The following is a 26536-nucleotide window of genomic DNA, read 5'->3' on the forward strand; positions in this document are numbered from 1 at the left end:
CGCCCGCTCCGCCGAGACCTGAATCCCATGCAAACCACGCTGCAAGGTCAGCGCATCCTCTTGCGCCCGCTCCAGTATTCAGATGCCGCTGCCCTGCTCCACGCTGCCGCTGACGGCGAATTGTGGAACCTCACCGTCACGGTCGTGCCGTCGGCGAGCACCGTCGACAGCTACCTGAAAAAAGCCCTCGATGGCCGTGACGCCGGTACCGTGATGCCGTTCGTCATTGTGTTGAAAGACACTGGCGAAGTGATCGGCTCAACGCGTTTCTGGAAGATCGACCCGCTCAATCGCAAGCTGGAAATCGGCAGCAGCTGGATTTCGGCGAGCTGGCAAAAATCCTTCGTCAACACCGAAGCCAAGTACCTGATGCTGCGCCACGCCTTCGAGGTGATCGATTGCGTGCGCGTGCAGTTCACCACCGACGAGACCAACCAGAAGTCGCGCAACGCGATCCTGCGCCTTGGCGCGCAACAGGAAGGCATCGTCCGCCACGAGCGGATCATGCCGGACGGGCGCAAGCGCAACTCGGTGCGCTTCAGCATCATCGACGACGAGTGGCCACAGGTGCGCCTGCAGCTGGAACAGAAACTCGCCGCCTACGCATGATGCTCAGGCGCGGTTGCGCAGCCACTGCAAGAAACCCTTTTTCGGCACGACTACCGGCACATCCTCGGTCAGCGATTGCGCCTTGTGCAGGCGGTAATCGAGCAAGGTTTTCATCGCGTCACTGATGTCATGGCGGGCATCGAGGCACGGCTTCAAGTAAGTTTTCTCGATGCGGTACAAGGCGCAAAAGGTTTTCGCGGCAAACGTCGCCGGCACCGACGTATCGGAAAGAATCCCCGCTTCGCCAATGACCTCGCCCGGGCCCATGCGCCCGGATTCGAACGGCGTACCGTGACGGGTCAGCGTTACGGTGACAACGCCGGACTCGATGATGAACAAGTGATCACTGACCTCCCCGGCGGCGAGGATGGTTTCACCGGCGCGGAAGGTTTGCAGGGTCATGTTCTGGCTGAAGGTTTCTTTCTCTTCCTGGCGCAACGTCGAAAAAATCGGCGAGCTGTCGAGCAATGCCCGTGGCCGCGAAAGGTTGGCCGGCGCACCGGTTTCATTGCTCGATAGCAAACTCACCCCGGACGCCTGCAAATGCCGATAGGCCAGATCGAACAGCTGATTGCGCACCACGCGCTTCTCCCCCATCGAGGCGACGAAACCGCTGATCTCGTATTCCGCGCCACTGCTGCCGGAGCTTTTCAGCGCCACACTTGGCGCGGGTGTATCCAGCAACTGACGACAGCCCTGCATCGCCCGCTCCAGCGCATCGATCACTGAACTGGGCCGCGCGTGAGGGCTGACCTGCACACTGACCGCGACGCCGAACATATTGCTCGGCCGACTGAAGTTGATGATCTTGGCCTTGGCCGCCAGCGAGTTGGGAATCACCGCCATGCTGCCCTGACTGGTTTGCAGGCGCGTGGCGCGCCAATCGATATCGGTGACCCGGCCTTCGGTGCCGTCGATGGAAATCCAGTCATCCAGTTGATAAGGCTTGGTGGTGTTGAGGACGATCCCGGAGAACACATCGCTGAGCGTGCTCTGCAAGGCCAGGCCGACGATGATCGCCAACGCTCCGGAGGTTGCCAGCACGCCTTTGACCGGCAGATCGAGCACGTAAGCCAGTGCCGCAATGATCGCGATGAGAAAAATCACCGCGCCGAGCAAATCCTGCAACAGCCGCCCGGTGTGGCCGACCCGTTGCATCATCACCGCGCCGATCAACACCGTCAGGGTGCGCGCGCCGAACAGCCACCAGCCAATTTGCAACCCGGTCGCCGCCAGGTGCAGCGGCACGTTGTCGGCCCACGGCGCCGGCTCCATCGGGTTGAGGCCTTCATTGAACAGCAGCACGCTGAACAAGCTGAAAATCAGCACCCGCACCAGCAGTTTCCACTCGCTGCCATGGGAGCTGATCAGGCGCCATAACCCAAGATCGAGGAGGATCAGGATCAGCGCGCAAAACAACGGATGTTCGGTGAGCAGAGACAGCATCAAACAACTCCGACGAAGGCCAATCGCGAGAAGATCGCACAGATTGAGCAAGTGTAGGAGCAATTGATTTCAGAGCATGAACACACCCGCAAAAAACCCGCAAAACCCTGCGGCAGCTCCTACAGGGGGGTGTGGGTAACTTAGGTTATTTGTCGTCAGACAGGCTGTTGTAGCTGGTGAACAGGTTGCGGTAGTCCGGGATGTGGTTGGAGAACAGCGTGCCCAGCCCTTCAATGTCGTTGCGCCAGTCGCGGTGCAGTTCACAGGCCAGACCGAACCAGGTCATCAATTGCGCGCCAGCGCTGGACATACGACTCCATGCCGAATCGCGGGTGAGTTCATTGAACGTGCCGGAGGCATCGGTGACCACAAATACATCAAAGCCTTCCTCCAGTGCCGACAGCGCCGGAAATGCCACACAAACTTCCGTCACCACACCGGCGATGATCAACTGCTTCTTGCCGGTCGCCTTGATCGCCTTGACGAAATCCTCGTTGTCCCAGGCGTTGATCTGGCCCGGACGGGCGATATACGGCGCGTCCGGGAACAGTGCTTTCAGCTCCGGCACCAGCGGGCCGTTGGGGCCGGTTTCGAAACTGGTGGTGAGGATCGTTGGCAGTTTGAAGTACTTGGCCAGATCGGCCAGCGCCAGCACGTTGTTCTTGAACTTGTCCGGATCAATGTCGCGTACCAGTGACAGCAGCCCGGCCTGGTGGTCGACCAGCAGCACTGCGGCGTTGTTCTTGTCCAGACGTTTGTATTGAGTGGTCATAGCAGTAACCCTCGCGGGTGGTAGAGGCCGACGGGGGTCGGCCTCAGGGGACTCGATCAGCGCTGGGAATCCAGCACTTCGTGTTCGTTCGCGACTTGCTGAGCCTTGAGGTAGCTCTCGATCAGCAATTGATAATGCGGCATGGCCTGGGCGTAGACGGCCGCCCACTGCTCGGCATCGGGACGGTTCCACGAGCCTTGCAGCTCGGAAAGCGTAGCCATGATGTCGATCGGCACCACCCCGGCCTGGGCCAAACGGGCAACGGTCAGATCAGTGGCAAGTTTCGAGTGATTGCCGGACGCGTCGACCACGGCAAATACCTTGTAGCCCTCATGCACAGCGGCGATGGACGGGAACGCCAGGCACACGCTGGTCAACGTGCCAGCGATCACCAAGGTTTTCTTGCCGGTGGCTTTGACCGCCGCGTGAAACTCCGGGTTGTCCCAGGCATTGATCTCGCCCTTGCGCGCCACGTATTGCGCATGCGGTGCAGCTTCGTGAATCTCGGGGATCAACGGCCCGTTCGGCCCCTGCGGTACGGAGGCTGTGGTGATCACCGGCATCTTCAACAGGGTCGCGGCTTGCGCCAGCGCTACGGCATTGGCGCGCAGTTGCGGCACATCCATGTCCTTGACGATCTGGAACAGACCGCTCTGATGGTCGATCAGCAGCATCGCTGCGTCGCTGGCATCGATGGTCGGTTTCTGGCCGTCGAAGTTCGCGGCATTGACAGTGTTCATGGGCGTTTCCTCTTTTCTCTAGGCAACAGCCATCCCTGGCCTGCGAACCGGCCTACGCGTCCTGTGTAGAGCGGAGTGGTGGTGCGTTAAGCGTGCATCTGGCCGAAGCGGCCGGACTGGAAGTCGGCGAACGCCTGGTGGATTTCCTGCTCGGTGTTCATCACGAACGGGCCGTGGCCGACGATCGGTTCGTCGATCGGCTCGCCGCTGAGCAGCAACACCACCGCGTCCTGGCTGGCTTCGAGCGTCATCTGATGGCCGTCACGTTCGAACAGCGCCAACTGCCCTTCGCGCACCGATTCCAGACCGTTGATCTGCACCGAGCCTTTCAACACCACCAGCGCAGTGTTGCGGCCTTCATGCAGATCGAGCGTCAGCAACTTGCCGGCGTTGAGGCGCAGATCCCACACGTCGATCGGTGTGAAAGTGCGCGACGGGCCTGTGTGGCCATCGAACTCACCGGCGATCAGGCGCAGGCTGCCCGCGTTGTCCTTGAGCGCGATGCTCGGAATGTCGCTGTCGAGAATCGTCTGGTAACCCGGCGCGGCCATTTTGTCCTTGGCCGGCAGGTTGACCCAAAGCTGGACCATTTCCAGTTTGCCGCCGGTTTTGGCGAAGTTTTCCGAGTGGAACTCTTCGTGGAGGATCCCCGACGCCGCGGTCATCCATTGCACATCGCCCGGGCCGATGATGCCGCCGCTGCCGGTCGAGTCGCGGTGCTGCACTTCGCCTTCATAAACGATAGTCACGGTTTCGAAACCACGGTGCGGATGCTGACCAACGCCACGCCGTTCGGTGGTCGGGGTGAAATCGGCAGGGCCGGCGTGATCAAGCAGCAGGAACGGGCTGATGTGTTTGCCCAGGTTGTCGTAGGAAAACAGCGTGCGAACCGGGAAACCATCGCCGACCCAATGGCCGCGCGGGCTGGTGTAGATACCGATGATGTTTTTCATGGTTGTCTCCAATGGGGTGAGTGACGCGATGGATTAAGCTTAAATCCATGACCATCAATGCACTAGACTGCAAAAATCAGCCTTAGCGTTCTATCTGGAGAACGATGGTGGAAGACCTCAACACCCTCTATTACTTCACCCAAGTGGTCGAGCACCACGGATTCGCTGCCGCCGGGCGGGCGCTGGACATGCCCAAATCAAAGCTCAGCCGGCGCATCGCCGAGCTTGAGGAGCGTCTCGGCGTACGTCTGCTGCACCGCACCAGCCGTCATTGTTCATTGACCGAAATCGGCCAGGCCTATTACCAGCGCTGCCTGGCCATGCGCATCGAAGCCGAAAGCGCCGCCGAACTGATCGAACGCAACCGCTCCGAACCGCAAGGTCTGGTGCGCCTGAGTTGCCCGACGGCGCTGCTCAATTCGTGGGTCGGGCCGATGCTCACGCGCTATATGCTCAAGTACCCGCTGGTGGAGTTGTTCATCGAGAGCACCAACCGTCGTGTCGACCTGATTCACGAAGGATTCGACATTGCGCTACGAGTGCGTTTTCCGCCGCTGGAAAACACCGACATGGTCATGAAAGTGTTGGGCAACAGCACGCAATCGGTGGTCGGCAGCCCGCAGTTTGTCGAACGCCTGTCGTCACCGCCCTCGCCTGCGGACCTCAACGGTCTGCCGAGCCTGCACTGGGGCGCGGCGCAGCGTGAATATCAGTGGGAATTGCTTGGGCCGAATGACAGCACGGCGCTGATCCGCCATACGCCGCGGATGGTCACCGATGATTTGATTGCCTTGCGTCAGGCGGTGATTGCCGGGGTTGGCGTGGCACATTTGCCGAGCGTGGTGGTGCGTGAGGACATTGCGGCGGGACGTGTGGTGGAGCTGATTCCGGGCTGGGCGCCGAAGTGCGGGGTGGTGCATGCGATCTTCCCGTCGCGGCGCGGGTTGCTGCCGTCGGTGCGTACGTTGATCGATTTTCTCGGCGAGGAGTTTGCCCACAGCGACATTGCCTGAATCGGCGGTGCGCCCATCGCTGGCAAGCCAGCTCCCACAGGTTTCGGGGTGTACACATAATTCATCACTCACACAAATCTCTGTGGGAGCTGGCTTGCCAGCGATGGGGCCAGCCCGGACAACACAAAATGAACATTTGATTCATGACTTCTGTTCAACAGTGCTTTGCCTCACACGCTGTTTTTCTCAACGATTCAGACACGGATACTCCAGCCTATTCCCACTGCAACCCTGGAGTCTTCCATGTCTGTTCCCGCTTTCGGTCTTGGTACGTTTCGCCTGCAAGGCCAGGTGGTCATCGATTCGGTCAGTACCGCCCTCGAACTCGGCTATCGGGTCGTCGACACCGCGCAAATCTACGAAAACGAAGCCGATGTCGGTCAAGCCATCGCAGCCAGCGGCATCCCGCGCGAAGAGCTGTTCATCACCAGCAAGATCTGGGTCGCCAACTTCGCCAAGGATCGCCTGATCGACAGCCTCAAGGAGAGCCTGCAGAAATTGCAGACCGACTACCTCGACTTGACGCTGATTCACTGGCCATCGCCGGAAAACCAGGTACCCGTCGAAGAATTCATGGCCGCCCTGCTCGAAGCCAGGCGTCTGGGCCTGACCCGGCAGATCGGCGTGTCCAACTTCACCATCGATTTGATGAAGCAGGCGATTGCTGCGGTCGGTGCAGAAAACATCGCGACCAACCAGATCGAACTGCATCCGTACCTGCAAAACCGCAAGGTGGTCGAGTTCGCCCGCAGCCAAGGCATCCACATCACTTCGTACATGACCCTCGCCTACGGTGAAGTGCTGAAAGATCCGCTGATCCACCAGATCGCCGAACGCCTGCAAGCCACCCCGGCGCAAGTCACCCTCGCCTGGGCGATGCAGTCGGGCTACGCGGTGATCCCGTCGTCGACCAAACGCGCCAACCTGCAAAGCAACCTTGCCGCCACGGCGCTGACCATGAGCGATGCCGACATGGCGCTGATTGCCACACTCGATCGCGGCCATCGCCTGACCAGCCCGAAAGGCATCGCGCCTGACTGGGACTGAGCCGACACGCGTCAGCTTTGCAGACGTTGCGCGAGGCCGGCCATGGCCTCACGCAACGTATCGCTTGCCATGCCCAACGGCGCCGCGTGCGCTTCGCGACACGCCTGCTCAAGCTCGACACACGCCGCCACCACCCGCGCCGCGCCGACCATCTGCGCCCCGCCCTTAATGTGATGCGCCAATTCACGCAGCCCTTGGCGATTCTGCTCTCGCTGCAATACTTCGAGACTTTGCAGATCGAGCTGCAAGCTGTTCAACACTTCCTTGCGCAACTGTCCGATCAACGCACGATCATCTCCGGCCATTTGCTCCAATGTGCTCAGGTCGATTTCCACCAGCGCCGGCACCTCGCCAGGGTCTAGCGTCATCTCGCAATGACGGGCAGCCGTCAACGCCTGCGCGAGGTCGTGCAAGCGGATCGGTTTGAACAAACATTCGTCCATGCCGGCATTCAGGCAGCGCGTCCTTTCCTCAGCCTGCGCGTTGGCAGTAAAGCCAAGGATCAGACACGGCTGGCGAGCGGCAAGCGACTCTTCATCACGGATCGCCCGCGCCAGTTGATAACCGTTGCGCCGCGGCATGTTGCAATCGGTGATCAGCACATCGAATGCCTGCGTCCGCCATCGCTCAAGGCCCTCGTCACCGTTCTCGGTATCGACCGTGCGGTGGCCGAGTTCACTCAACTGCCAGCACAACAGCAAGCGGTTCACCGGATGGTCGTCCACCACCAGGACATTAAGTGAACAGCTCGCTTTGACCACGGTTTGCGCGATTGCAGCGGGCTGAGCAAGCGCGGCCAACAGCGGCAGTTCAAGGCTGACTTCGACTTGCGTTCCTTCACCCAGCGCACTGTCGAGTCGCAACGTGCCACCCATCATTTCGCAGAGGCTGCGACTGATCACCAGACCCAGTCCGGAACCGCTGCGCGCCGACTGCGAGTGATTGCTCGCCTGTACGAACGGGCTGAACAGCCGGCGCCGATCGTCGTGGCTGATCCCTACCCCACTGTCTGCAATGAGCACCTTCACCGCCAGGCGCTCGGACGTCGTTGCGGTCACCACCAGCCGCAGACTGACCTCACCCTCCTCGGTGAACTTGATTGCGTTGCTCAGCAGATTCGACAGCACTTGCTTGAATCGCGTCGGATCAATCAGCACGTCAACATCGCTGCGAGCATCGAGTTCGATGTGCCACAACAAACGCTTCTGTCGCGCCAGCCCTTCAAACACCCGACACACCGACACCACCAGCTCACGCAGGTTGGCGCGTTCGGGGGCGAGGGACAAATGCCCGGTCTCGATCCGCGCGATGTCGAGAATGTCGCCGATCAGCGCCAGCAATTGTTGCCCGGCATTGGACGCCACCTGAATGGCCAATCGATCGGTCACGCCTTCCTCGGCGCGCTTCAGGGCCAGTTCGAGCATGCCGATCAAGGCGTTCATCGGCGTACGGATTTCATGGCTCATGGTCGCCAGAAACGTGGTCTTGGCGCGATTGGCGTCGTCAGCGGCGTCCTTGGCCTCCTGCAATTGCTGCAGCCACTGCTGGCGCCGGCGAATCTGTTGGCGCTGAAAAACGATCCAGCCCAGTGCAAGCGCCAGCAACACCGCTGCACCGGCAAAACCGAGGAGAATCTCGCGACGATGGCGTAGCCAATAACTGTCTTCCACCACCACATCGTGGCTCCAGCGCTCAACCAGTTCGTCCATCTGTTGCGGGGCAATGCTCAACAGCGCCTTGTTCAGGATCGAGTGCAGGGCCGGCATCTGCGGGGCCGTCGCCAACGCAATGCGCGCCGGTTGATCGCCGATGGTGCCAGTAACGCGCAGACGCTCTCGGTAGTGACGTGCGATCAGAAAGCGCGCCACCAGCAATGAACTCACCGTGACGTCGACCTGCCCCTTGGCAATCAGCGCCATGCCTTCGGCGGGGCTTTTGACTTCGACCAGACGGATGCGCGGCACGCGGCCCAACAGGTAAGCGCGCAACGGATGCCCGCGATATATCGCCAGTTGTTTACCGGTCAGGTCATCAAGGTTGAGCGGCCCCTGCGCGGTCATTGCACTGACCAGCACAAACGGATTGTTCAGGTAAGCGCGGGTAAATTGCAGTTCTGTTTCGCGCTCGCTGCTCGGCGTCACCACCGGCAACACATCCAGTTCACCGGCCTTGAGCTGTTCAATCTGCCGATCCAGCGACGTGCCGCGCACGATTTCGAAATTCAGCCCGCTACGCTGGCTGATCAGACTCAGCAGTTGCGCCGACAGCCCGCTGAAACGGCCATCGGCATCAAAAAAGGTCAGCGGCGCGAAGTCATCGATGGCACCGACCCGGATAACGGGATGCTGGTCCAGCCACTCCTGCTCATTTGCACTGAGCTGCACCCGCGACTGCTCAGCCATCTCGGCAAGGCCAGCGCTCCAGCGCTGTTCGATCCGTTGGCGACGCTCCATGGGAATGGCCGCCAACGCCCGATCGACGATGCGTTTGAGGCGCACATCGCTGCGCAGCAGGGCGAACGCGAACGCGTTGGCATCCAGCCCCGCCGGGCCGGCCAGTTGCAGATCGTTACGATAATTGGTGTTGATCAAGTAGTTGGCACTGGTGAAGTCGCCCAGATACACATCATCCGCGCCGAACGCTACCGCCCCGAGCGCATCCATTGCCGAGGGATAACGCCGCACGCTGGCCTGGGGATAGAACGCTTGCACGCTCGCCAGCGGCAGATAGTCCTCGACCATGGCCAGGCGCTTGCCGGCCAGATCGCTCGGCAACGGCTCGTCGACCCGGGTCACCAGCATCGGCTGATCTTCGGCGTAAGCCCGGGACAGGATGAACTCCGGGTCGGCGGCTTCAAAACTGTTGGAGGTCCCCAGCAGATCGAGATCGCCGCGCTTGAGTGCCGCCATCACGGCATCGCGGTTGGCAAACCGCTGCACCTCGATGCGCACGCCAAGCAACTGTGCCAGCAGATCAGCGTAATCCGCAGTGAGCCCTTCGAGTTCATGTTGATTGCGAGTGATTTCGAACGGTGGGTAATCCGCTCCGGAAATCCCCATGCGCAGCACCGGGTGCTCACGCAGCCATTGCCGGTCCTGTTCGTCCAGGCGCATCTGAGCTTTTTCCAGCCCGCCACGTGTCAGCACTTGCAGCATCTGCGGCGCGTCATTCGCCCAACAGCTGGCCATCAGGCTCAACCATAGCCAGATAATCCAGCGTCCCTGCCTCATGGCCGTTCGCTCAGATCACATGATTGCGCTTGGCGAAATCGCGCAAATGCACTGCTGAGCTGACCCCGAGCTTTTTCATCAGACGGGTTTTATAGGTGCTGACCGTTTTGTAGCTCAAGTGCATCTCCTCGGCAATCGCCTTGTTGGATTTGCCCAGCCCCAGTTGCCGGAAAATGCTCAACTCACGGTCGGAGAGCTGATCGATCATCTGTTTTTCTGTGGTTTGCACGGCATTCAGCGTGCTGAAACTGTCCGGGAACGAGGAAAAATAGGCATGGCCCGACATCACCGCCCGAATGGCAATGCGCAGCTGCTCCAGTTTATTGGTTTTGGTCACGTAGGCCATGGCCCCGGCACGCACACAGCGTTCCTGATAGAACATGGGTTCGTGGGTACTGAAAACCAGCACTCGGCAACGAAGATCATTGGTCTTGATCCGAGCCATGACTTCCAGCCCGTCCAGTACAGGCAAATTCAGATCGAGTATGACCAATCGAGGCTTGTGTTCACGAATGAGCGAAACCACCTCGTTGCCATGAGACGCCTCGTATATCTGATTGAATCCTTCGGTTTGCAACACGATTCGGATGGCAGCGCGCACCACCGGATGATCGTCGACGATCAACGCTGACTTCATGACCACTCCCAGTGCAAGGTCCGACGAACAGGCCACCGCTTCGGGCTGATCCAGACTCAGTGGCTGCCCCGGGACTGTTACATGGAACGGAGAGCAGATCACCTGTCAGACCTGACAGTTGCAGCCAGCGAGTTTTTATGCATGAGCAGCGCTTTGCACAGACAGGTATGGCCTGTGGACGGCCAACTCGCGCGGCCTGTCGGGTACGTCGACCAGCGCCATCAACTGACTGATCGACTGTTTTGAAGGCAACGCCAATTGGCTGATCTGCACATTTTCCTGAGCGAAACCCGAAGCCGGTTGCACCGGCGCCGTGTCGTCGTTGTAGATCAACGCCTGACGAACCAGCAGGTTATTCAGGAAAAACCCCGGCAGATCCAGCGAACCTGGCGCCAGCTCGGCATTGACGACCACCACATCGAACGGCTCACAACCGTAGTCCACCAGCGTCAGCAGTTCGGTAAGGCTCTGTACCGGCGCCACGCGGTAGTAATCGAGGCTGTTGAACAGACGCTCGATTTTCATCCGGTGAAAATGCTGCGAGTCGGCGATCAGGATGCGCAGGGCTTTGTTGATCATGTTCAATCTCCCGGGATTTGCGATTTCTGGGTGCGGCAAGACTACGCAAGCCACGTGTAGAGTTCTGTAGGAATCTTCCGAAAAAAGAGGTTATTCATTGGTGGTTTGCCGAGCACTGCGTCGCTGCAGCCAGTCCAACAGGTCGGGGCCGGACATCGGCCGTGCGTACCAGTAGCCCTGCCCTTGCGTGCATCCGAGCGCCAGCAGTTCGCAGCGTTGTGCATCGGTTTCGATGCCTTCGATCACCACCGTCATGCCGAGTGTTTCGCCTAACGCCAGGGTGCTGCTGATCGCTGCCCGGCAACGCGGTTCGTGTTCAAGGTTGCGCACGAATTCAGCGTCGAGCTTGATCTCGTTGAATGGCAACTGGCACAGGCGCTGCAACGACGAAAATCCTGCGCCGAAATCATCGATCGACAACTGACAACCCATCATCCGCAGCCGTACCAGGCTCTCCAGGCTGGTGGCCGGGGCTTCGAGCAGGCCACTTTCAGTCAATTCGAAGGTCAGGTTCGCACCGCAGGCGCTGTGTTGGACCAGCAGCGTTTTCAACGTCGCCGTCAACTGCGCATTCGCCAACTGAACCGCTTGCAGATTGAACGCGACATTCAATGCAAAGCCCTGAGCACGAGCACTGCGTTGCACCGTCAGGGCCTGATCGATCTGGGCAAACAGCAACTCGTCGAGCAAGCCGCAACGTTCGAGCACCGGCATGAACAGCGCTGGCGGGATGACACCCTGGGTCGGATGGTGCCAGCGACACAGTACTTCGACACCACAGACTTCGCCGGTAGACAGGTTGAACTTGGGTTGATACCAGGCATGCAATTGATGCTGTGCGAGTGCCTGCCGAACCGTCTTGTCGCTGGCCAGCGTCACGCTATCCGCAGGTTGCATCTGGACCGGCCTGTCGATCGATTTGCGCAGCAGATTTGCCAGCACCTGCACGTGCAAAGGCTTGCCGACATCGCCCAACAGTTCCAGGCCGAGCAACGCCACCATCTGATGCACCGCTCGACGCAGGTCCGCCGACAACGAGCTGCTGATGATCACGGATTTGACTTGCCCTGATGCACCAACCCGCTGCAGAAACTCCAGGCCGTCCATGCCCTCCATCTGCAAATCGCACAAGGCAATATCGACCGTGCCGACGCGTGCCAGCAATTCCAGCGCCTGCGCACCGTCACTGGCTTCGAAGACTTCGCGGCAGCCAAGGCTACGGAGCATGTTGACCGCGACTGAGCGCTGAAAAGCATGGTCTTCCAGCACTAATACACGTAAAGGCAGTTCGGGCATGAGTAATGGCTCGGGCAAGAAATGGAAAGATCGAGCTGGCGCCGATCGCCTGTTGCAATCGTCAACCAGCGTGTCGACCCGGGTGGGCGTATTGCTAAACATCAAAGTGCTCCAGCAAAGGGCCAAGCGTGTCCCGATCGGCGCTACGGATCAGCATCAGTTGACGTCGGTGGTTGGCGTAAATCGTCTCGGCCTGCGGCTGGCCACGGTGAGCGTCGTGAATCACCGCGTGGCGAATCTGGGTGTTGGTCTGAAAAAATCGAACCGGGTCCACTCCGGCAGCGACGATCAGTTGCGCATTGATGATCATCAGATCAAATAGCTCAAAGGGCTCGCAGGAATAATGGGTCACACCCAGCAGTTCACGAAACGAGTGGACCCGCGTCAGTCCTCGGCAGCCCAGTTCCTTGAAGGCTTTGCCGATTCGGTTTTGTAGGGCGGGCTGTTCGTCAACAATCAGAATTCGCCAGCTTTTGTAGGACATGGTTTCAACAGTGAGAGAAAACGTCACCGCTCGTGGTGGGATAGGCGCCACACTAGGCAAAAGAGCCAGCAAAACCTGTAGGACGAATCTGAAAAGACACCAGGAATGCTCTGAGGCACTTTCCAGACATCCGCCACGTCGGGATGAGCCGACGTGGCTGATCTCGATTTACCAGAGGTAGCGATAACCCAGACTGACCCCGAACGGTTGCTCGATACCCTCGCCTTTGGCGTATTCGGCATCCAGCGAGATTTTGCTTTTTTCACTGACCTGCAACACGCCGCCAAAGCCGAGTTCGACGCGGTTGCCCGCAAGCTCGGCATCGAACTTGTTGCCGTTCACACTGACCTTGCTGTTGCCTTTGTGCTCGGTCACGTACGACGCTTTGATATACGGCTGGGCTTTCATGCCGTTGCTAAGTTCGAGGCTGCGGCCGAACAGTGAACCGACACGGCTTTGCAGCGAGTCGAGATCATCTGACTTGACCCGCAAGCCGTTGCTGGCGGTGTAACTCGCGCCTTGGGTCCGGGTTGCCGTGAGTTCTAGTTGTGGCTCGACGAACCAGCCTTCTTTCAGATCAATGCGCTTGCCGACTTCAATGTCGGCACCGATGCCATTGGTGCTGTAGGAACCTTTCACGGCCTGACCGAGATTGGTTGGGGTCTTGATCTCGTTGTCAAAACGGCTGTACTTCAACACGCTGTCGACATACACGCCGTTATCGTTCAGCCAAGTGGCGTAGAGGCCGAACATGCGGCTTTCGATATTGCCCGTAGCGCCTTCACCGAAATCCAGATCCGAGCGCGCGGTGCCAAGCATGCCGCCGACGTAGACCTTGCCGCTGTCCAACGCGAACGCCTTGTCGGCACCGATTTCCAGACCGGTGACATCTTGCGTGTAGGCACGACTGGAGTGTTCGCTGATATCGAATCGCTTGCCGATGGCGCGAGTCCAGACGCCGCCGTCATCCTTGCCCATGCGCAGTTCGCCGAGACGTTTGACCAGCGCGTTCATCTGCGCGCCCCACAAACTGGCGCCAGCGGTGTGTGCAGCGATGGCGGCGTTGGCGCCCTTGGACAAATGCTCAGGTGCCGGGTCGATTGGCCGTGGTGGCGCGACCGGATCTACCGGATTGACGGGGGCGACGGGATCAACCGGCGTCACCGGATCGACTGGCGTTACGGGATCCACCGGAACGTTACCCGCGCTGGCCAAGACCCAGTCATCGCCCTGCTGCTGCAAGGTATAACGAAATGCACCGGCATCAACGTGTCCGCCGTAGAGACCGAATTTCGCATTGCCACCGTTGGTGTCGACCAGCAGCAGGCGGCCGTCCGACGTCGTCGGCTCATGCCCTGAATCACCAACGATCAGCGTGTGATCGCCGCTGGCCTGGCCAACGCCCTGCACCACCAGCAAATCATTCTGCTGATTGGCGATGTCGCTGTTCATCAACACACTGCCACTGCCGGACAGAGCACCGACCGTGAAGGTCTTGAAAGTGCCATCGCTGCTCGGGGCGAAGGCCAGACGACCACCGTTGAGGGTCAGTGAGTCAACGGTCTTCACCGCGTTTTCCATCACGTTGACGGTACCGCCCGTTTGAGCGACCAGCCCGTTGGCCTGAGCGTCGGCATAGAGATTGACCTGCCCGCCATTAGTGACCGTGCTGTTGTTGGCCGTGCCGCGGCCATAGACGTTTTGCACGCCACCGTCGATGAGCGTATCGGTGGCGATCGCGCCGCCGAAGGTGGTGGTGGTCAAACGCTGCTCACCGCCACTGAGAATCCGACTGCCCTGGGATGTGCCCAGATCCGTGAGAATCTGCACCCCACCCTCGTTGACCAGGGTATCCACCGCCGTTGCGGTTAGCTGAACAGTCTGGACCCCGCCCTGATTGATCACCGTACGGTTGGCGAAGCTGTTGGGGGTCTGTACGGTTTGCGAACCGCCGTTGAGCACGGTGTCGTTGGCAATGCCGGAGGTCGAGACCAATTGCGACCCCGTGGCGCCCACCACCGTGCGGTTGGAAACGCCGCTCTGCACCCGTTGGCTACCGAGTACCGTCGCGTCATTCGACACGCCATCGCGGAACACCGCCTGGGTGCCCGTCAACTCAATCAAGGTGTTATTGGCGGTGCCGTTATCGCCAACGCTCTGCTGGCCACCGATAACGGTTTCGCCATCGACCACAGCGCCATTGTTGACAGTGGCAGTGAAGGCTTGTGCATGCACCGGCATCAACATGACGACGGCCAGAGCCAGGGGTGACAGGGTCAGTGCAGGACAGGTTTTTGCCGGGACAATCTTCATGCTTTGTACCTCAGTGATGAGGTAGCGAATTTAGAGATCGGGGGAGAAAAAAAGAGCAGGAAATTTCCTTTTGTTTGTAGGAAATTTCCCACTCTCGTCACACTTGAATAGCCGCTCAGCCATTGCGGGTGAGCGGCTGGCACCCAAGGAATCAGTGACGGGCGTCCACGGCGGCGGCGCCGTTCGACACAATCACTTCGACCCGGCGGTTCTGCTGCCGACCGGCCGCATTACCGTTATCGGCAACCGCATACTCCTCGCCGTAACCCTGGGTCAGAATGCGCTGGGGATCGACACCCAGCTTCGATAGCGCCCGAGCCACCGAGGCGGCACGACGCTCGGACAGTCGCTGATTGGTCCCTTCGCTGCCGACATCATCGGTGAATCCTTCGACCCGCACCTTGCGCTCCGGGTTGTCATTGAGGAAGTCGGCCAGTTGCTGAAACTGCCGCTGGCTGCCGTATTTCAGGTCAGCCTTGCCGGTGTCGAACAACACGTCACCAAAGGTCACGACCTGACCACGATCGGTCTGTTTTGCCTTCATCGCTTGCAGCGCTTTCAACTGCTGGGTGCGCACATCAAGTTGCACCTGCGTGCGCTCGGCATCGATTTTTTTCAGCCCGGCTTCCGCCTGACGACCGGCAATGGTTTGCTCGGCCAAGGCGATTTTCTGGCTGGCCAGATACGCCAGCTGATCGATCTGCGCAGCTTTGCGATCCTTCTGCGAGGCCTGATCGGCCGCATTCAGCGCGGTAAACGCAGATTTGGTTTCAATGGCCGCCAGCGTGTTGGACTCGGGCTTGCTTTGCAGCGCGCTGAACTGCTCGCGGGCTTGCAGCAGTTGCGGATTTTCAGGCGGCGTGGCGCAACCGGCAAGCATCACGGCGATCAGCGAAGCGGCGGGCAACAGTTTGAAATTTGGCATGGGCAGGTCCTTATAGAGCGCTGGCGGGCGGGTTGAAACCGGTGACCGGGTCTTGCAGCATTTCCTGCTTGAGCACCTGAATGCCGTTGCGCGCGTCAGTCAATTGCTTCTGCCATTTCACCGCGCGCGATTTACGCTCGGCGAGGTTGGCATCGGCTTCGATCTGCTCGGCCAACAACTTGGCTTGCGGGTAGTTTTTTTCGCCAAGGGCGCGTTCCATCTCGAACATCTTGTCTTGCGCGGCCTTCATTTCCAGCGGGGCGTACTGCGTCGCTTCGGCCGAGACCGCACGGTTGACCGCGTCCTTGGACAAGCTGATCTGCTGTTCCGGAATCGGCGCGCTGGCACAGGCACTCAACGCGGCAGCGACGGCCAGTCCACAGACGGCCAGTCGTGCACGGGAAGACATACGTGGAAGGGTCATCAACAGCTCCAAATGTTAACCAGTGAAGTGAGCTCGGCTGTACGCCGAGACCACCGCACGTTAGCGACAGAGGGGCAATGACGAATGTAGGAAAATTCGCAAGAAAGACAGGGAAACTGGAAATAGTTTGTTACGCCAGGCGCTCGTCCAGTTGCTCCGCCAAACGCTCCATTGATTGCTGCAAGGCATCCACCGCTGCGGTGAGCACCTGCGTGTCGAGCCCTTCGCTGGCGACCTCCAGTGCTTCACAGGCCTGGATCAGGGTTTGCGCCTTGATAATGCGCGCGCCGCCCTTGACCCGATGGGCCAGATTGGCGAGCCCGGGCATGTCGTGCTGGGTAAACAGGCGCATCAGTTGGGCCATGTCCTGCGCATTGCTGGTGGCCAGATCGCCCAACAGACTGTTGATCGAAGCACGGTCGCCACGTGTCAATTGTTCAAGACTGCCCAGATCGATGTCGCCGCAAGCAGCAACGTCGTCCTGCTCTTCGGATGACGACCGCGGCCGCGGCACCACGCTAGCCAGGCGCAGATTCAGATCTTTCAGGCTGATCGGTTTGAACAGGCAATCGTCCATGCCGGCCTCGGCGCAACGATCCTTTTCTTCGGCCAGGGCATTGGCGGTGAATCCCAGCACCAGGCTGCGCGGCAAACCTCGCGCAGCCTCTTCATCACGGATCGCCCGCGCGAACTCGTAGCCATTCATGATCGGCATGTTGCAGTCGGTTATGACCACGTCGAAGCTCTGTTTGCGCCAGGCGCGCAAGCCGTGCGCACCGTCCTCGGCATCCGTCACCCGATGCCCCAGATAACTCAGTTGTTGCGACAACAACAGACGGTTGGCCGGGTAATCGTCGATGACCAGAATATTCAAGCTGTGTTGGCTCGACAGCACCTCGCTTTGCTGCTCCGGCGCGACGCTCAAAGGATCAAGCGTCGGCAGACTCAACAGCACCTCGATCTGCGTGCCCTGCCCCAATTCACTGCTCAACGTGAGGCTGCCGCCCATCATTTCGCATAGCGTGCGGCTGATCATCAGGCCCAGCCCGGAACCGCTGCGGGCCGACTGCCCATGATTGCCGGCCTGGGCAAACGGACTGAACAATTGCGCCTGATCCGCCGCCGAGATGCCGCGACCACTGTCCTTGACCCGCAGGCGCAGGTTCAGCCGCTCATCGTTGCTGACCTCGACCTGCACGCTCAACATCACTTGCCCGGTGTCCGTGAACTTGATCGCATTGCTCAACAGGTTCGACAGCACTTGTTTGAAGCGCAGTGGATCAATCAACACATCGACATTGCTCAGGGCGTCCAGATCCAGTTGCAGACGCAGTTGTTTCTGCCGTGCCAGACCTTCAAAAATCCGCGCAACCGATTCCACCAGCTCCCGCAGATTGGCGCGCTCCGGGGCCAGCGACAAGCGGCCGGACTCGATGCGCGCAATGTCGAGGATGTCTCCAATCAAATCCAGCAAACCCCGCGCGGCGCCCGACGCCACCTCGACGGCGAAGCGATCGAGCACGCCTTGATCGGCTTTCTTCAGCGCCAGTTCGAGCATGCCAATGATAGCGTTCATCGGCGTGCGGATTTCGTGGCTCATGGACGCCAGAAAAGTGGTTTTGGCCCGGTTCGCATCATCGGCGACGTCTTTGGCGATTTGCAGTTCCTGCAACAGGTGCTGGCGCTCGCTGACATCGATCCAGCCTGCGATCATGCCGGCGACTGTACCGTCGCTGTCGCGATACGGCAGCATCCAGTGGTAAATCGTCAGCGCGCGGCCGTCCGCCAGATTAAGGCTGCGATCCTGGATGCTTGGCAAGCCGTCATCCATCACTTGCAGGTAATCATTGTGGAAGGTCTGCGCCTGCTGCCGGTCGCTGAGCACGCCGTCCGTCACCCGCTGGCCGATCACCGCTTCGCGTTCGGTGCCAAACACTTGCAGGTAACCGCTGTTGCAGATCACCAGGCGGCCTTCGCGATCGCGCACGTAAATCGGATGCGGCGTGCCGTCGATCAGCACGCGCATGAATTCCATCTGATCATTCAGCGCGATTTCCGCCTGCCGGCGCTTGCGCATCAACAGACGCAGATAGGCAATCCAGCCCAGCGCCACCAGCAGCAATACCCCGGCGATCACGAAACCCTGGATGATCATCGCGCGATTGCGTAACCAGTAACTGTCGTCCACCACCACTTCGCTGCGCCAGCGGTTGGTCAACTCGTCCATTTCTTCCGGGCTGATGCTCAACAGGGCCTTGTCGAGGATCGAGTACAGCTCCAGCGCACCGCGATTGGTGGCCAGTGCGATGCGTGCAGGCTGGGTGCCGACCGTGCTGGTGACCTGCAATGTGTCGCGGTACTGACGCGAGATCAAATAGCGCGCACTGACCAGCGAATTGATCGCGCCGTCGGCCTTGCCCAGCGCGACCATCTCCATGGCCTCGGCGGCGTTGCCTGCCGGCACCAGTTGTACCTTGGGGTATTGCTCGATGAGGTACTCGCGCAGAATGTTGCCGCTGATCAGCGCCAGGCGCTTGCCCGCCATCTGATCCAGCGTCATCGGTTCGCCGCCACGGCGAGTGACCAGCACGAACGGGTTGATCAGGTACGGCCGGGTAAAGCGCAATTCACCCTCGCGCTCGGTGCTCGGCGTGAACGCCGCCAGCATGTCGGCCTTGCCGCTGGTCACCTCACCGATCAGCTCGCCCACCGACTCAACACGCTGTATATCGAATTGCAGCCCCGTGCGCAGGCTGATCTTGGCAAGCACATCAGCACTGATGCCGCGAAACTTTCCGGCTTCATCGACAAAGGTCAATGGCAGAAAATTCTCGTTGATCGCGACTTTGATTCGCGGGTGATGATCCAGCCAGCGCTGTTCCTTGACGCTGAAGTGCAGCCGGTGCTGCCCGGGAATGGCTACGCCACCGACACTCCAGCGCCGCCGGATGCTCATGCGCTCTTCAGCGGGAATGACCGCTAACGCCGCATCCACGATGCGCAACAAGCGCTCGTTTTCCCGGGTCACGGCAAAACTGAAGGGCTGGGTTTCCATGCGCGAAAAGTCGCTGAGCTGAACGTTGTTGAGGTAGTTCTTCTTGATCAGGTAATTGGAGCTGAGCAAGTCCCCCAGATAGACGTCAGCCTGACCAAACGCCACGGCACCGATGGCCGTCAGCGTCGAGGGATACAACTGCACTTGCGCGTCGGGGTAAAACGCCTTGACCGTGTCCGGCGGCAGGTAGTGATAGAGCATCGCCACCCGTTTGCCCGCCAGGTCCTCCGGCAGGTTGTAGCTCTCCTCAACGCGCGTCACCAGCGTGGGATTATCGTCGGCGTATGGCGCAGAGAGCGCCAATTCCGGATCCGCGGCTTCAAAGCCGTTGGCGGTGCCGATCATATCAATCTGGCCACTCTTCAGCGCAGCCAGCAAATCACCACGCGAGGCGTAGCGCCGCACCTCGACGTCGACGTGCAGCAATTGCTCGATCAACTGGGCGTAATCGGCCGTCAGGCCTTCATAGTCATTGCCGTTGCCGGTAATCGCGAAAGGCGAATAATCGGGGCTGCTGTCGCCAAGCAACAAGCGTCCTTTGCGGCGCAACCAGCCCCAGTCCGGTTCATCCAGCGACACCGCGTACTCGGCGACGTCCGAGCGACCGAGCAACTGCAGCGTGTCGGGCTGCGCGGCTGCCATCACCGGCGACAACGCCATCGAGCCGAACAGCAGCAGGCCGGCAAGGCCATTCCTGACGAAAATAATCATCTAGAGCAGATTGTTGCGCTTGGCGAAATCAGCGAGGTACACCACTGACTTGACGTTGAGTTTTTCGATCAGTCGCGTCTTGTAGGTGCTGACGGTTTTGTTGCTCAACAGCATGGCTTCGCCGATTTCCTTGTTGCTCAAACCCTTGGCCAGTTGCTGCAGAATGGTCAACTCGCGGTCAGACAGGCTCTGGATCAGTTCCACATCGGTGGCCTGGGCATCGCTGCGGCGCACCGAGCTGCTGGCCAGATTAGGGAAAAAAGTGTAGCCGTCCATCACCACCTTGATGGCTTTGATCAACTCGTCGAGGTCGTTGGTTTTCGACATGTACCCGGCCGCGCCAGCCTTCATGCAGCGCATGGAATAGAACTGCGCCGACTGCGACGTCAACACGAGGATCTTGCAGGACAGGTTCAGCGCACGGATACGCGAGATCACCTCCAGGCCATCGAGCTTGGGCATGGCGATGTCGAGAATGATCAGGTCAGGGGCGTGCTCGCGGGCCTGTTGCACAGCATCGGCGCCATTGTCCGCCTCGGCGACGACTTCGAAATGTTCCTGTTTCAACAGCATCTTGACCGCAGAGCGTATGAACGGGTGATCGTCCACGATGATCGCTTTAAGCATAAAAACCCCTGTAAGACGTTGATCAACTACTTGGCAACGCCACAAACAACAATGGGACAGCAGTCCAGATGATCCACGTGCCGAACATACACGAGCACCATCGGAGTGTAGGAAAATTCTTGAAAAATTCCGCACAACGTCACGCAACGATCAGCGCTCGCCCTCAGGCTTCTCCAGCCATTGCAGCAGGTCGTGGCCGTTCATGGGCCGGGCCAGGTAATAGCCCTGCCCTCTTTCGCATTCCAGTTCACGCAAATGCTCAAGCACCTTCGGACTGCTGATGCCTTCGATCACCAGCTCCATTCCCAACGAGCGGGCCAGTACCCGCGTGCTGGCGACCATCGCCCGGTTGCGTTGACGATCGAGGTGCTGGACAAAACGCCCATCGAGTTTTATCTGGGTGAACGGCAACTGGCACATCAGCTTCAGCGAGGAAAACCCCACGCCAAAATCGTCGACCGCTAATCCGCAGCCGAGCAGGCGCAAACGCAGCAGATTCTCCTGAGTCCCGGGTGGGCAATCGAGCAAACCGTTCTCCGCCAGTTCGAGCATCAGCACCGAACCGTTGAATCCGTGCCGCTCCAGCGCCCGTTTGATGTGTTCCACCAGGGCGCTGTGGGTCAGTTGCGAGGCATGCAGGTTGAACGCCAACTGCAACGCCACACCGCGATGACGCAAAATGCCCAGCAGGTTCAGACCCTGCTCGAGCAACTGTTTGAACATCTGGTCGGTCAGGTCATACGCCAGCACGGCGGAGAGAAAGTCGCAAGGCAACAGCGTCCCGCGCGCGGGGTGCTGCCAACGCACCAGCGCCTCCACTCCGATCACCGCACCGCTGTGCAATTGAAACTGCGGTTGAAACCACGCCCGAAACTCACCCAGCGCCAGCCCGCGCCGCACTTCATCTTCGTGGGGCAACTCTTTGCTCGGTGGCGCCAGTACCGGCGGAATCCGCCCGTGTTTATAGCGATACAACAGGCGGTTCAACGCCCGCAGTTGCACCGGCCGGCTTAGCACCCCGAGCAATTGCAGCCCCGCCAGCGAGGCCATTTGCCCCAGGGTACGCGCCAGCTCCGGCGGCAGCTCACTGCACAGCAGCACCGCGCGCACCATGCCGCTGTGGCTGGCGACACGCAGAAATTCCAGGCAATCGAGGCCCCGGTCAGTGAGGTCACAGATCACGATATCGACCCCGCCCTGCAGGTGCATCTGCACCATGGCCTGCTCGGCATCCGGCGCCTGCAGCACGTCACACACGCTCAGGCGTTGCAACATCCTGACCAGCACGTTGCGGGCAAACTCATGATTTTCCAGCACCAGAATACGTGGGGAGGTCATCTTCCTTTAATCACTCAATTGACCCGGGAGACGGGATAGTGGCCTGCGCCAGCAGGGTTGAACGCAGGACTTATCCTGCGCCCATGTAGGAAATTTCCCAGGAACTGCGGCGTCATCAGTAGTAAACAATCTGCACCACCATGATCGCTTCGAACGGTCCGACCTCGGGATCGCCCAGTGACACCACCGACGCGCTGAACGGCACATCGATATGGCTGACGTCCGCCGGAAAGTTCGCCAAAGGAAACGGCTCGTTGACCTGCACCAGATTGTTGTGGGCATCGCGCACCTGAATGCCGAACTGGCTGCCCGCCGTCGGCAGAATGTTGTAAAGCCCTTGCTGGTTGGCGGTAACAAACGTCGCACCGATGTTGATTGCACTGCTGCACTTCTTTTCCAGCGCGAGGCTGAAGGGCCGGGTCGGATTGGGTGGCGAGAAACCGGTGGTGGTTTTCTGAATCACGCCAAAATCGACGATGCCCGGCTCCGGTGTCACCGTGACATCGACCGTGCACGCGGTGCCGACAATGTTCTGCAGCCCCGACAGTTGAAAACGAAAGTTGCCGAACGGATTGCCCGGTCCGCCATTCAAGCCATAGAGGCCGTCGAACTGAAAGACGTCGTAAGTGTCTTGCGAAGGGCGCTGCAACGGCAACAGCCCACGCTTGCGGATCACCACCTGAAAGGCAATGCTTGGCGTCACCCGCGAGCAGGCAGCCATGTCGGCATCGCTGGTTGCCTCCGGGCAACCCCGGGAAATGAAACCGCTGTTCACGCCTTGCGTCGGATTGGAACTCCAGTCACCGTCCCAGGCCGTCACGCCGCGATAGACCAGGCCGAATTCGATGCCCCACGGCGTGGCGTTGAGACCCGCCGGGTTGCCGTAGAAATAGATCGGATCGTCCTCTCTAAAGTGGATATCGAAGGCTTTCCAGCAATCGGCCGGCACCACATGAGTTTTCGAGCGCCAGATGATCGTGCCGTCCGGCACCGTGTCCGGCACCGACACCGGGCCGATGTATTCGCTCAGACTGCTGCTGCCGTCCAGCGCTTTACAGGCCATCGCCGAAGCGAATTGGGAAACCATCATCAGCAGCGCCGCCACCGTCAGCCGGGTCAGCGCCGTGCGCAGCCTCACGGTTTCACACCCTTGCAGACGTTCGCCACGCAGTTGAACAGCGTGTCGGACTGGCCACCGAAGTCATTCATGTTCGACACCCGCAACGTATTGAATGACGTGTTGCTCAAGGCAAACCGCGCATTGCCGCGTGGCGCGATCATCACCGTGTCGATCGGCATTCTGGTTTTTTCCGGACCGGCCAGCAGCCCCACCACGGTGATGTGAAACGGCGTCGGGTTATCGACAATCAGCTGTTTCGCTGCCGGGTCGATTTTCAGCTTCAGGCCCAGCGCGAGGTCTTCACCACGCTCACGCTTCACCGCTGCTGGGCGATAGAACAATTTGATCTTCGACTGCAAGGCAATCTGCATCGAATTGACTGCCTGGCTCTTCGGGGGAATCTCGCGAATGTTCAGATAGAACACCGACTCGCGATCCGCGGGCAGCGCCAGCTCGGGCAGTTTGACGATACGCAGCACGCTGCTTTCGTTTGGTTCGATACGTTGCAGCGGTGGCAAGACCATGAACGGCGACGTGACTTTCTGGCCGCTCTCGTTCTCGATCCACGACTGCACAATGAACGGCAATTGCGGGTTCTTGTTGCTGACCGTGACGCTGACGGACGGCGCACTTTCTTCGAACACCAGACGGGTGCGATCCGGCACCACAGCGGCGCTGGCCAGCAGCGGCAGACAAAGGCCGACGGCCAGCCACAGACGATGAGCGGTAAATACATTGAGACGAGACATGGGTGACTCCGGATTCATTGGAAGACGCGGTTACAGACACTGAGCAGGCTTGGCGACATTGGTCACCACGTCCTCCTCAGGGAGTTTGGCCAGACTGCATTGGCCGGCGTCATCCCAACGCGCTACCAGTTCAGCCCCTGCCTTGATGCCCAACAGATAAGTGACGCCCGCCTCGCCGACGATGCCCACTTCCTTGTTGGTGTTCTTGTCTTGCACCGATGCGCCGAACGGCACCGGTTTACCGTCGGTGCGCGTCAACACGACAAACGCGTTATGGCCCTGACCGGTGGAAAAGTTCACGTAGCCGATGGCGCCCTCGGTCAGCGCCAGACGCTGGATCGGATTGGAGACTTCGGTGTTGAGCGGCAGCTTTTCGACGTTGACCCGAGCCTCATAAGCCTGAAACGACGGCAAGCCATCCATCACCGCATAGCCGTCGCGGTTGGTGCGGGTCTGGCCGGTGAAGGCCACGTCCGGCACGCCGTCGGTGGACACCAGCAAGCGGGTATCGCCGTTGGTGCCGTTGCCATGGGCCGAGACGCCGTAACGGGTGGCGACCAGCGAGCTGTCGAGTTCGCCGGTCAGCGAGCGATAGGTGCTGCCATCGGTGGAGGCCGAGGCATTGGCGCGGTAACTCGACGCACGTTTGCCGACATAGGCGTTGACGTAGCGGTTGTCGCCGACGCCGCCATACACCTGATAATTCACGCCTTCGCCGTCGTCATGGCTATATCCGACACTGGCTGAGGAATTGCCGGACCCCGAACGCTGCAGATTGCTCGACAGCATCGAGTTGCCGCCCAGTGGCACTGTCACGCCAAGATAGATCTGCGAGTCGTTCTGTCGGCTGTTCTGGGTCTGGTAGGCCGAGACGTTGACGTTGATGTTCTTGACGTTGCCTAGGGAGAAACTGCGCGCCACGGTCAACCCGAAACGATCGGCGGCGGGCGCATCCCAATAGGTCGAGTGGTCGTAAGAGAAGCTCGTCGACAACCAGGAAAAATGCTTGGCCACGGTCACCGAATAACGCTGTTTGCCCGAGTTCAGCGCATAGGAATCGGCATCGCCGACAAACTGCGAAAAGTTGGTGAAGGTCTTGTCGGAAAAGCGATAGCCCAAAAAACGCAAGTCGGTGCCAATGGCATCAAAAAGCTTGGAATAGTTGATCCGGTAAGAGTTGCCGACCACGGTTTCACCGCTCCAGCGCAGTTTGGCCCGGGAGGTGGTGACGTCCCCCGACACCGCGCCGAAGACGCCGAGATCCTTGCCGATACCGATCGCGTTGGACTGGTAACCCGCAGCGCCGAGCAGGCCGCCGTACACCGTCCAGTCTTTCGCCAGACCGTAGGCCGCCTCCGTCGCCACGAACTCGGGCTCAGTGCCGCCGTTGCCAGTCAGGCGCGGCTGACCGGCGGACACCTTGTAGCGCAACTCACCTTCCCGGGACAAAAACGGCACGGCGGCGGTGGCCACGGTGAACGTCTGCTCGGTGCCGTCCTCTTCGCGCACGGTCACGTCCAGGGTGCCTTGCACGCTGCTGTTGAGATCCTGAATGCTGAAGGCGCCCGGCGTTACCGTGGTCGAGTACAACACGCGGCCCTGTTGGGACACGGTGACGGTCGCGTTGGTGCGCGCCAATCCACTGATCAACGGCGCATACCCGCGCAGGTTCGGCGGCAACATGCGGTCATCGCTGCTCAGGGTCGCACCGCGCAGGGCGAAGGTGTCGAACACGTCGGAGTTCAGATAATCCTCGCCCACCGACAGCTTCGAACGAATCGATGGCAACGCCCGATAGGCATACAAACGGTTCAACTGGAACGCTTCGCCGTGAGGATCATGGCTCTGGCTACCGGACTCCTGGCGCGCCTGATAATCGGCGCGGATGCGCCAGGCATCGAGATTGATCCCGGCCGTGCCGTAGCTCTGTAGTGAACGCGAATCGCCGGACGGCGTATTGGTTTCGCGGCTATTGGCGATCACTCGGTAATCGAGCAGTGCGCCGTTGAGCCCGTCGCTCCAGGCGGCGGGCGGAATGTAGTTGGGGTCGTCGTATTCGAAGGTGGCCTGCGGCAGGCTGATCGACAGGCGCCCAAGGTTTTTCATGTACTTGATCGAAGCATTTTCAATGCCGCGCATATCCACGCATTGACCCTCAGCCAGACGCGGCAGGCTGTTCAGCAATGCAGGTTTGAGACCGAAGGTCGCTACCAGATCTGCGGGCAGACAGGCGTAACTTTCATCCGGCTTGTCACCGCCCTTGAACTCGATCGAGCGCGAGCCGAAGTAACGCTGGTTAACGGTAATGTCCAGCAAGTAACGGCCAGGCACGGTGTATTGGGCATGGGCAAACTGTCCGAGACTGATATCGTCGCTTTTATCGATATTCAGGAACTCCGAATTGAACTCCACGGCGTTTGAATAACGCGCACAGGAGATCAACACGCAAGACACGAAAAGTTTTCGGC

21 protein-coding genes are annotated in these 26536 nt (G+C 59.8%); 3 read left to right on the forward strand and 18 right to left on the reverse strand.

Annotated elements, in window-relative coordinates:
• The first annotated feature begins 27 nt into the window (after nucleotides 1-27).
• Nucleotides 28-609 carry a GNAT family N-acetyltransferase gene (locus tag ACIF4X_RS11550; protein ID WP_397482214.1) on the forward strand — a complete coding sequence of 194 codons (582 nt, stop codon included), beginning with the start codon at nucleotides 28-30 and terminating at the stop codon, nucleotides 607-609.
• 3 nt (nucleotides 610-612) lie between these two features.
• Here ACIF4X_RS11550 and ACIF4X_RS11555 read toward each other — a convergent pair whose 3' ends face one another.
• The 4 genes from ACIF4X_RS11555 to ACIF4X_RS11570 all read right to left on the reverse strand — a co-directional run bounded on the left by ACIF4X_RS11555 (nucleotide 613) and on the right by ACIF4X_RS11570 (nucleotide 4520).
• Complete coding sequence (locus ACIF4X_RS11555; RefSeq protein ID WP_397482215.1) at nucleotides 613-2055, reverse strand: mechanosensitive ion channel domain-containing protein; 1443 nt, start codon at nucleotides 2053-2055, stop codon at nucleotides 613-615.
• Between the two features lie 145 nt (nucleotides 2056-2200).
• Nucleotides 2201-2827 (reverse strand): isochorismate family cysteine hydrolase YcaC, encoded by a 627-nt coding sequence (gene ycaC / locus ACIF4X_RS11560; protein WP_397482216.1) that lies wholly within the window; start codon nucleotides 2825-2827, stop codon nucleotides 2201-2203.
• A 56-nt stretch (nucleotides 2828-2883) separates the two neighbouring features.
• Nucleotides 2884-3567: an isochorismatase family protein gene (locus tag ACIF4X_RS11565; protein ID WP_397482217.1), complete on the reverse strand. Its 684-nt coding sequence runs from the start codon at nucleotides 3565-3567 to the stop codon at nucleotides 2884-2886.
• Nucleotides 3568-3653: 86 nt separating this feature from the next.
• Nucleotides 3654-4520 (reverse strand): pirin family protein, encoded by an 867-nt coding sequence (locus ACIF4X_RS11570; RefSeq protein ID WP_397482218.1) that lies wholly within the window; start codon nucleotides 4518-4520, stop codon nucleotides 3654-3656.
• Nucleotides 4521-4624: 104 nt separating this feature from the next.
• On the opposite strand from ACIF4X_RS11570, the gene ACIF4X_RS11575 reads away from it, so the two are divergent.
• Nucleotides 4625-5533: a LysR substrate-binding domain-containing protein gene (locus tag ACIF4X_RS11575; protein ID WP_397482219.1), complete on the forward strand. Its 909-nt coding sequence runs from the start codon at nucleotides 4625-4627 to the stop codon at nucleotides 5531-5533.
• 243 nt (nucleotides 5534-5776) lie between these two features.
• Nucleotides 5777-6580, forward strand: a complete 804-nt coding sequence (gene dkgB / locus ACIF4X_RS11580) for a 2,5-didehydrogluconate reductase DkgB (protein WP_397482220.1) — start codon at nucleotides 5777-5779, stop codon at nucleotides 6578-6580.
• 11 nt (nucleotides 6581-6591) lie between these two features.
• Here dkgB and ACIF4X_RS11585 read toward each other — a convergent pair whose 3' ends face one another.
• The 14 genes from ACIF4X_RS11585 to ACIF4X_RS11650 form a co-directional block, all read right to left on the reverse strand.
• Nucleotides 6592-9810 (reverse strand): transporter substrate-binding domain-containing protein, encoded by a 3219-nt coding sequence (locus ACIF4X_RS11585; RefSeq protein ID WP_397482221.1) that lies wholly within the window; start codon nucleotides 9808-9810, stop codon nucleotides 6592-6594.
• 10 nt (nucleotides 9811-9820) lie between these two features.
• The gene (locus ACIF4X_RS11590) at nucleotides 9821-10447 is read right to left on the reverse strand and encodes a response regulator (protein WP_397482222.1); all 627 of its coding nucleotides are present in this window, start codon (nucleotides 10445-10447) and stop codon (nucleotides 9821-9823) included.
• A 135-nt stretch (nucleotides 10448-10582) separates the two neighbouring features.
• Nucleotides 10583-11026 carry a chemotaxis protein CheY gene (locus ACIF4X_RS11595; protein ID WP_397482223.1) on the reverse strand — a complete coding sequence of 148 codons (444 nt, stop codon included), beginning with the start codon at nucleotides 11024-11026 and terminating at the stop codon, nucleotides 10583-10585.
• Between the two features lie 90 nt (nucleotides 11027-11116).
• Nucleotides 11117-12322 (reverse strand): EAL domain-containing protein, encoded by a 1206-nt coding sequence (locus ACIF4X_RS11600; protein WP_397482224.1) that lies wholly within the window; start codon nucleotides 12320-12322, stop codon nucleotides 11117-11119.
• 94 nt (nucleotides 12323-12416) lie between these two features.
• The gene (locus ACIF4X_RS11605) at nucleotides 12417-12878 is read right to left on the reverse strand and encodes a hypothetical protein (protein ID WP_397482225.1); all 462 of its coding nucleotides are present in this window, start codon (nucleotides 12876-12878) and stop codon (nucleotides 12417-12419) included.
• Between the two features lie 96 nt (nucleotides 12879-12974).
• Entirely contained in the window at nucleotides 12975-15119 is a 2145-nt protein-coding gene (locus ACIF4X_RS11610) for an autotransporter outer membrane beta-barrel domain-containing protein (protein ID WP_397482226.1), read from the reverse strand.
• Nucleotides 15120-15270: 151 nt separating this feature from the next.
• Nucleotides 15271-16044 carry an OmpA family protein gene (locus ACIF4X_RS11615; protein WP_397482227.1) on the reverse strand — a complete coding sequence of 258 codons (774 nt, stop codon included), beginning with the start codon at nucleotides 16042-16044 and terminating at the stop codon, nucleotides 15271-15273.
• Between the two features lie 10 nt (nucleotides 16045-16054).
• The gene (locus tag ACIF4X_RS11620) at nucleotides 16055-16468 is read right to left on the reverse strand and encodes a DUF4398 domain-containing protein (protein WP_397482228.1); all 414 of its coding nucleotides are present in this window, start codon (nucleotides 16466-16468) and stop codon (nucleotides 16055-16057) included.
• Between the two features lie 130 nt (nucleotides 16469-16598).
• Complete coding sequence (locus ACIF4X_RS11625; protein WP_397482229.1) at nucleotides 16599-20234, reverse strand: transporter substrate-binding domain-containing protein; 3636 nt, start codon at nucleotides 20232-20234, stop codon at nucleotides 16599-16601.
• Nucleotides 20235-20861 (reverse strand): response regulator, encoded by a 627-nt coding sequence (locus ACIF4X_RS11630; protein WP_397482230.1) that lies wholly within the window; start codon nucleotides 20859-20861, stop codon nucleotides 20235-20237.
• Between the two features lie 150 nt (nucleotides 20862-21011).
• A complete protein-coding gene (locus ACIF4X_RS11635) occupies nucleotides 21012-22199 on the reverse strand; it encodes an EAL domain-containing protein (protein WP_397482231.1) in 1188 nt (395 codons plus the stop codon).
• A gap of 115 nt (nucleotides 22200-22314) precedes the next feature.
• The gene (locus tag ACIF4X_RS11640) at nucleotides 22315-23337 is read right to left on the reverse strand and encodes a fimbrial protein (protein WP_397482232.1); all 1023 of its coding nucleotides are present in this window, start codon (nucleotides 23335-23337) and stop codon (nucleotides 22315-22317) included.
• Entirely contained in the window at nucleotides 23334-24068 is a 735-nt protein-coding gene (locus tag ACIF4X_RS11645) for a molecular chaperone (protein WP_397482233.1), read from the reverse strand. The genes ACIF4X_RS11640 and ACIF4X_RS11645 overlap by 4 nt, the downstream gene beginning before the upstream one ends.
• A 30-nt stretch (nucleotides 24069-24098) precedes the next feature.
• Nucleotides 24099-26513, reverse strand: coding sequence for a fimbria/pilus outer membrane usher protein (locus tag ACIF4X_RS11650; RefSeq protein ID WP_397482234.1), 2415 nt, complete (start codon nucleotides 26511-26513; stop codon nucleotides 24099-24101).
• Between the last annotated feature and the right edge of the window lie 23 nt (nucleotides 26514-26536).

It is taken from the genome of Pseudomonas sp. NPDC085632, assembly GCF_044541255.1.
Classification (GTDB): domain Bacteria; phylum Pseudomonadota; class Gammaproteobacteria; order Pseudomonadales; family Pseudomonadaceae; genus Aquipseudomonas.

Bases quoted from the DNA above. Each gene is read 5' to 3' on its own strand.
- ACIF4X_RS11550 (WP_397482214.1), top strand. From the start codon at position 28: ATGCAAACCACGCTGCAAGGTCAGCGCATCCTCTTGCGCCCGCTCCAG.
- ACIF4X_RS11555 (WP_397482215.1), bottom strand. From the start codon at position 2,055: ATGCTGTCTCTGCTCACCGAACATCCGTTGTTTTGCGCGCTGATCCTG.
- ycaC (WP_397482216.1), bottom strand. From the start codon at position 2,827: ATGACCACTCAATACAAACGTCTGGACAAGAACAACGCCGCAGTGCTG.
- ACIF4X_RS11565 (WP_397482217.1), bottom strand. From the start codon at position 3,567: ATGAACACTGTCAATGCCGCGAACTTCGACGGCCAGAAACCGACCATC.
- ACIF4X_RS11570 (WP_397482218.1), bottom strand. From the start codon at position 4,520: ATGAAAAACATCATCGGTATCTACACCAGCCCGCGCGGCCATTGGGTC.
- ACIF4X_RS11575 (WP_397482219.1), top strand. From the start codon at position 4,625: ATGGTGGAAGACCTCAACACCCTCTATTACTTCACCCAAGTGGTCGAG.
- dkgB (WP_397482220.1), top strand. From the start codon at position 5,777: ATGTCTGTTCCCGCTTTCGGTCTTGGTACGTTTCGCCTGCAAGGCCAG.
- ACIF4X_RS11585 (WP_397482221.1), bottom strand. From the start codon at position 9,810: ATGAGGCAGGGACGCTGGATTATCTGGCTATGGTTGAGCCTGATGGCC.
- ACIF4X_RS11590 (WP_397482222.1), bottom strand. From the start codon at position 10,447: ATGAAGTCAGCGTTGATCGTCGACGATCATCCGGTGGTGCGCGCTGCC.
- ACIF4X_RS11595 (WP_397482223.1), bottom strand. From the start codon at position 11,026: ATGATCAACAAAGCCCTGCGCATCCTGATCGCCGACTCGCAGCATTTT.
- ACIF4X_RS11600 (WP_397482224.1), bottom strand. From the start codon at position 12,322: ATGCCCGAACTGCCTTTACGTGTATTAGTGCTGGAAGACCATGCTTTT.
- ACIF4X_RS11610 (WP_397482226.1), bottom strand. From the start codon at position 15,119: ATGAAGATTGTCCCGGCAAAAACCTGTCCTGCACTGACCCTGTCACCC.
- ACIF4X_RS11615 (WP_397482227.1), bottom strand. From the start codon at position 16,044: ATGCCAAATTTCAAACTGTTGCCCGCCGCTTCGCTGATCGCCGTGATG.
- ACIF4X_RS11620 (WP_397482228.1), bottom strand. From the start codon at position 16,468: ATGACCCTTCCACGTATGTCTTCCCGTGCACGACTGGCCGTCTGTGGA.
- ACIF4X_RS11625 (WP_397482229.1), bottom strand. From the start codon at position 20,234: ATGATTATTTTCGTCAGGAATGGCCTTGCCGGCCTGCTGCTGTTCGGC.
- ACIF4X_RS11630 (WP_397482230.1), bottom strand. From the start codon at position 20,861: ATGCTTAAAGCGATCATCGTGGACGATCACCCGTTCATACGCTCTGCG.
- ACIF4X_RS11635 (WP_397482231.1), bottom strand. From the start codon at position 22,199: ATGACCTCCCCACGTATTCTGGTGCTGGAAAATCATGAGTTTGCCCGC.
- ACIF4X_RS11645 (WP_397482233.1), bottom strand. From the start codon at position 24,068: ATGTCTCGTCTCAATGTATTTACCGCTCATCGTCTGTGGCTGGCCGTC.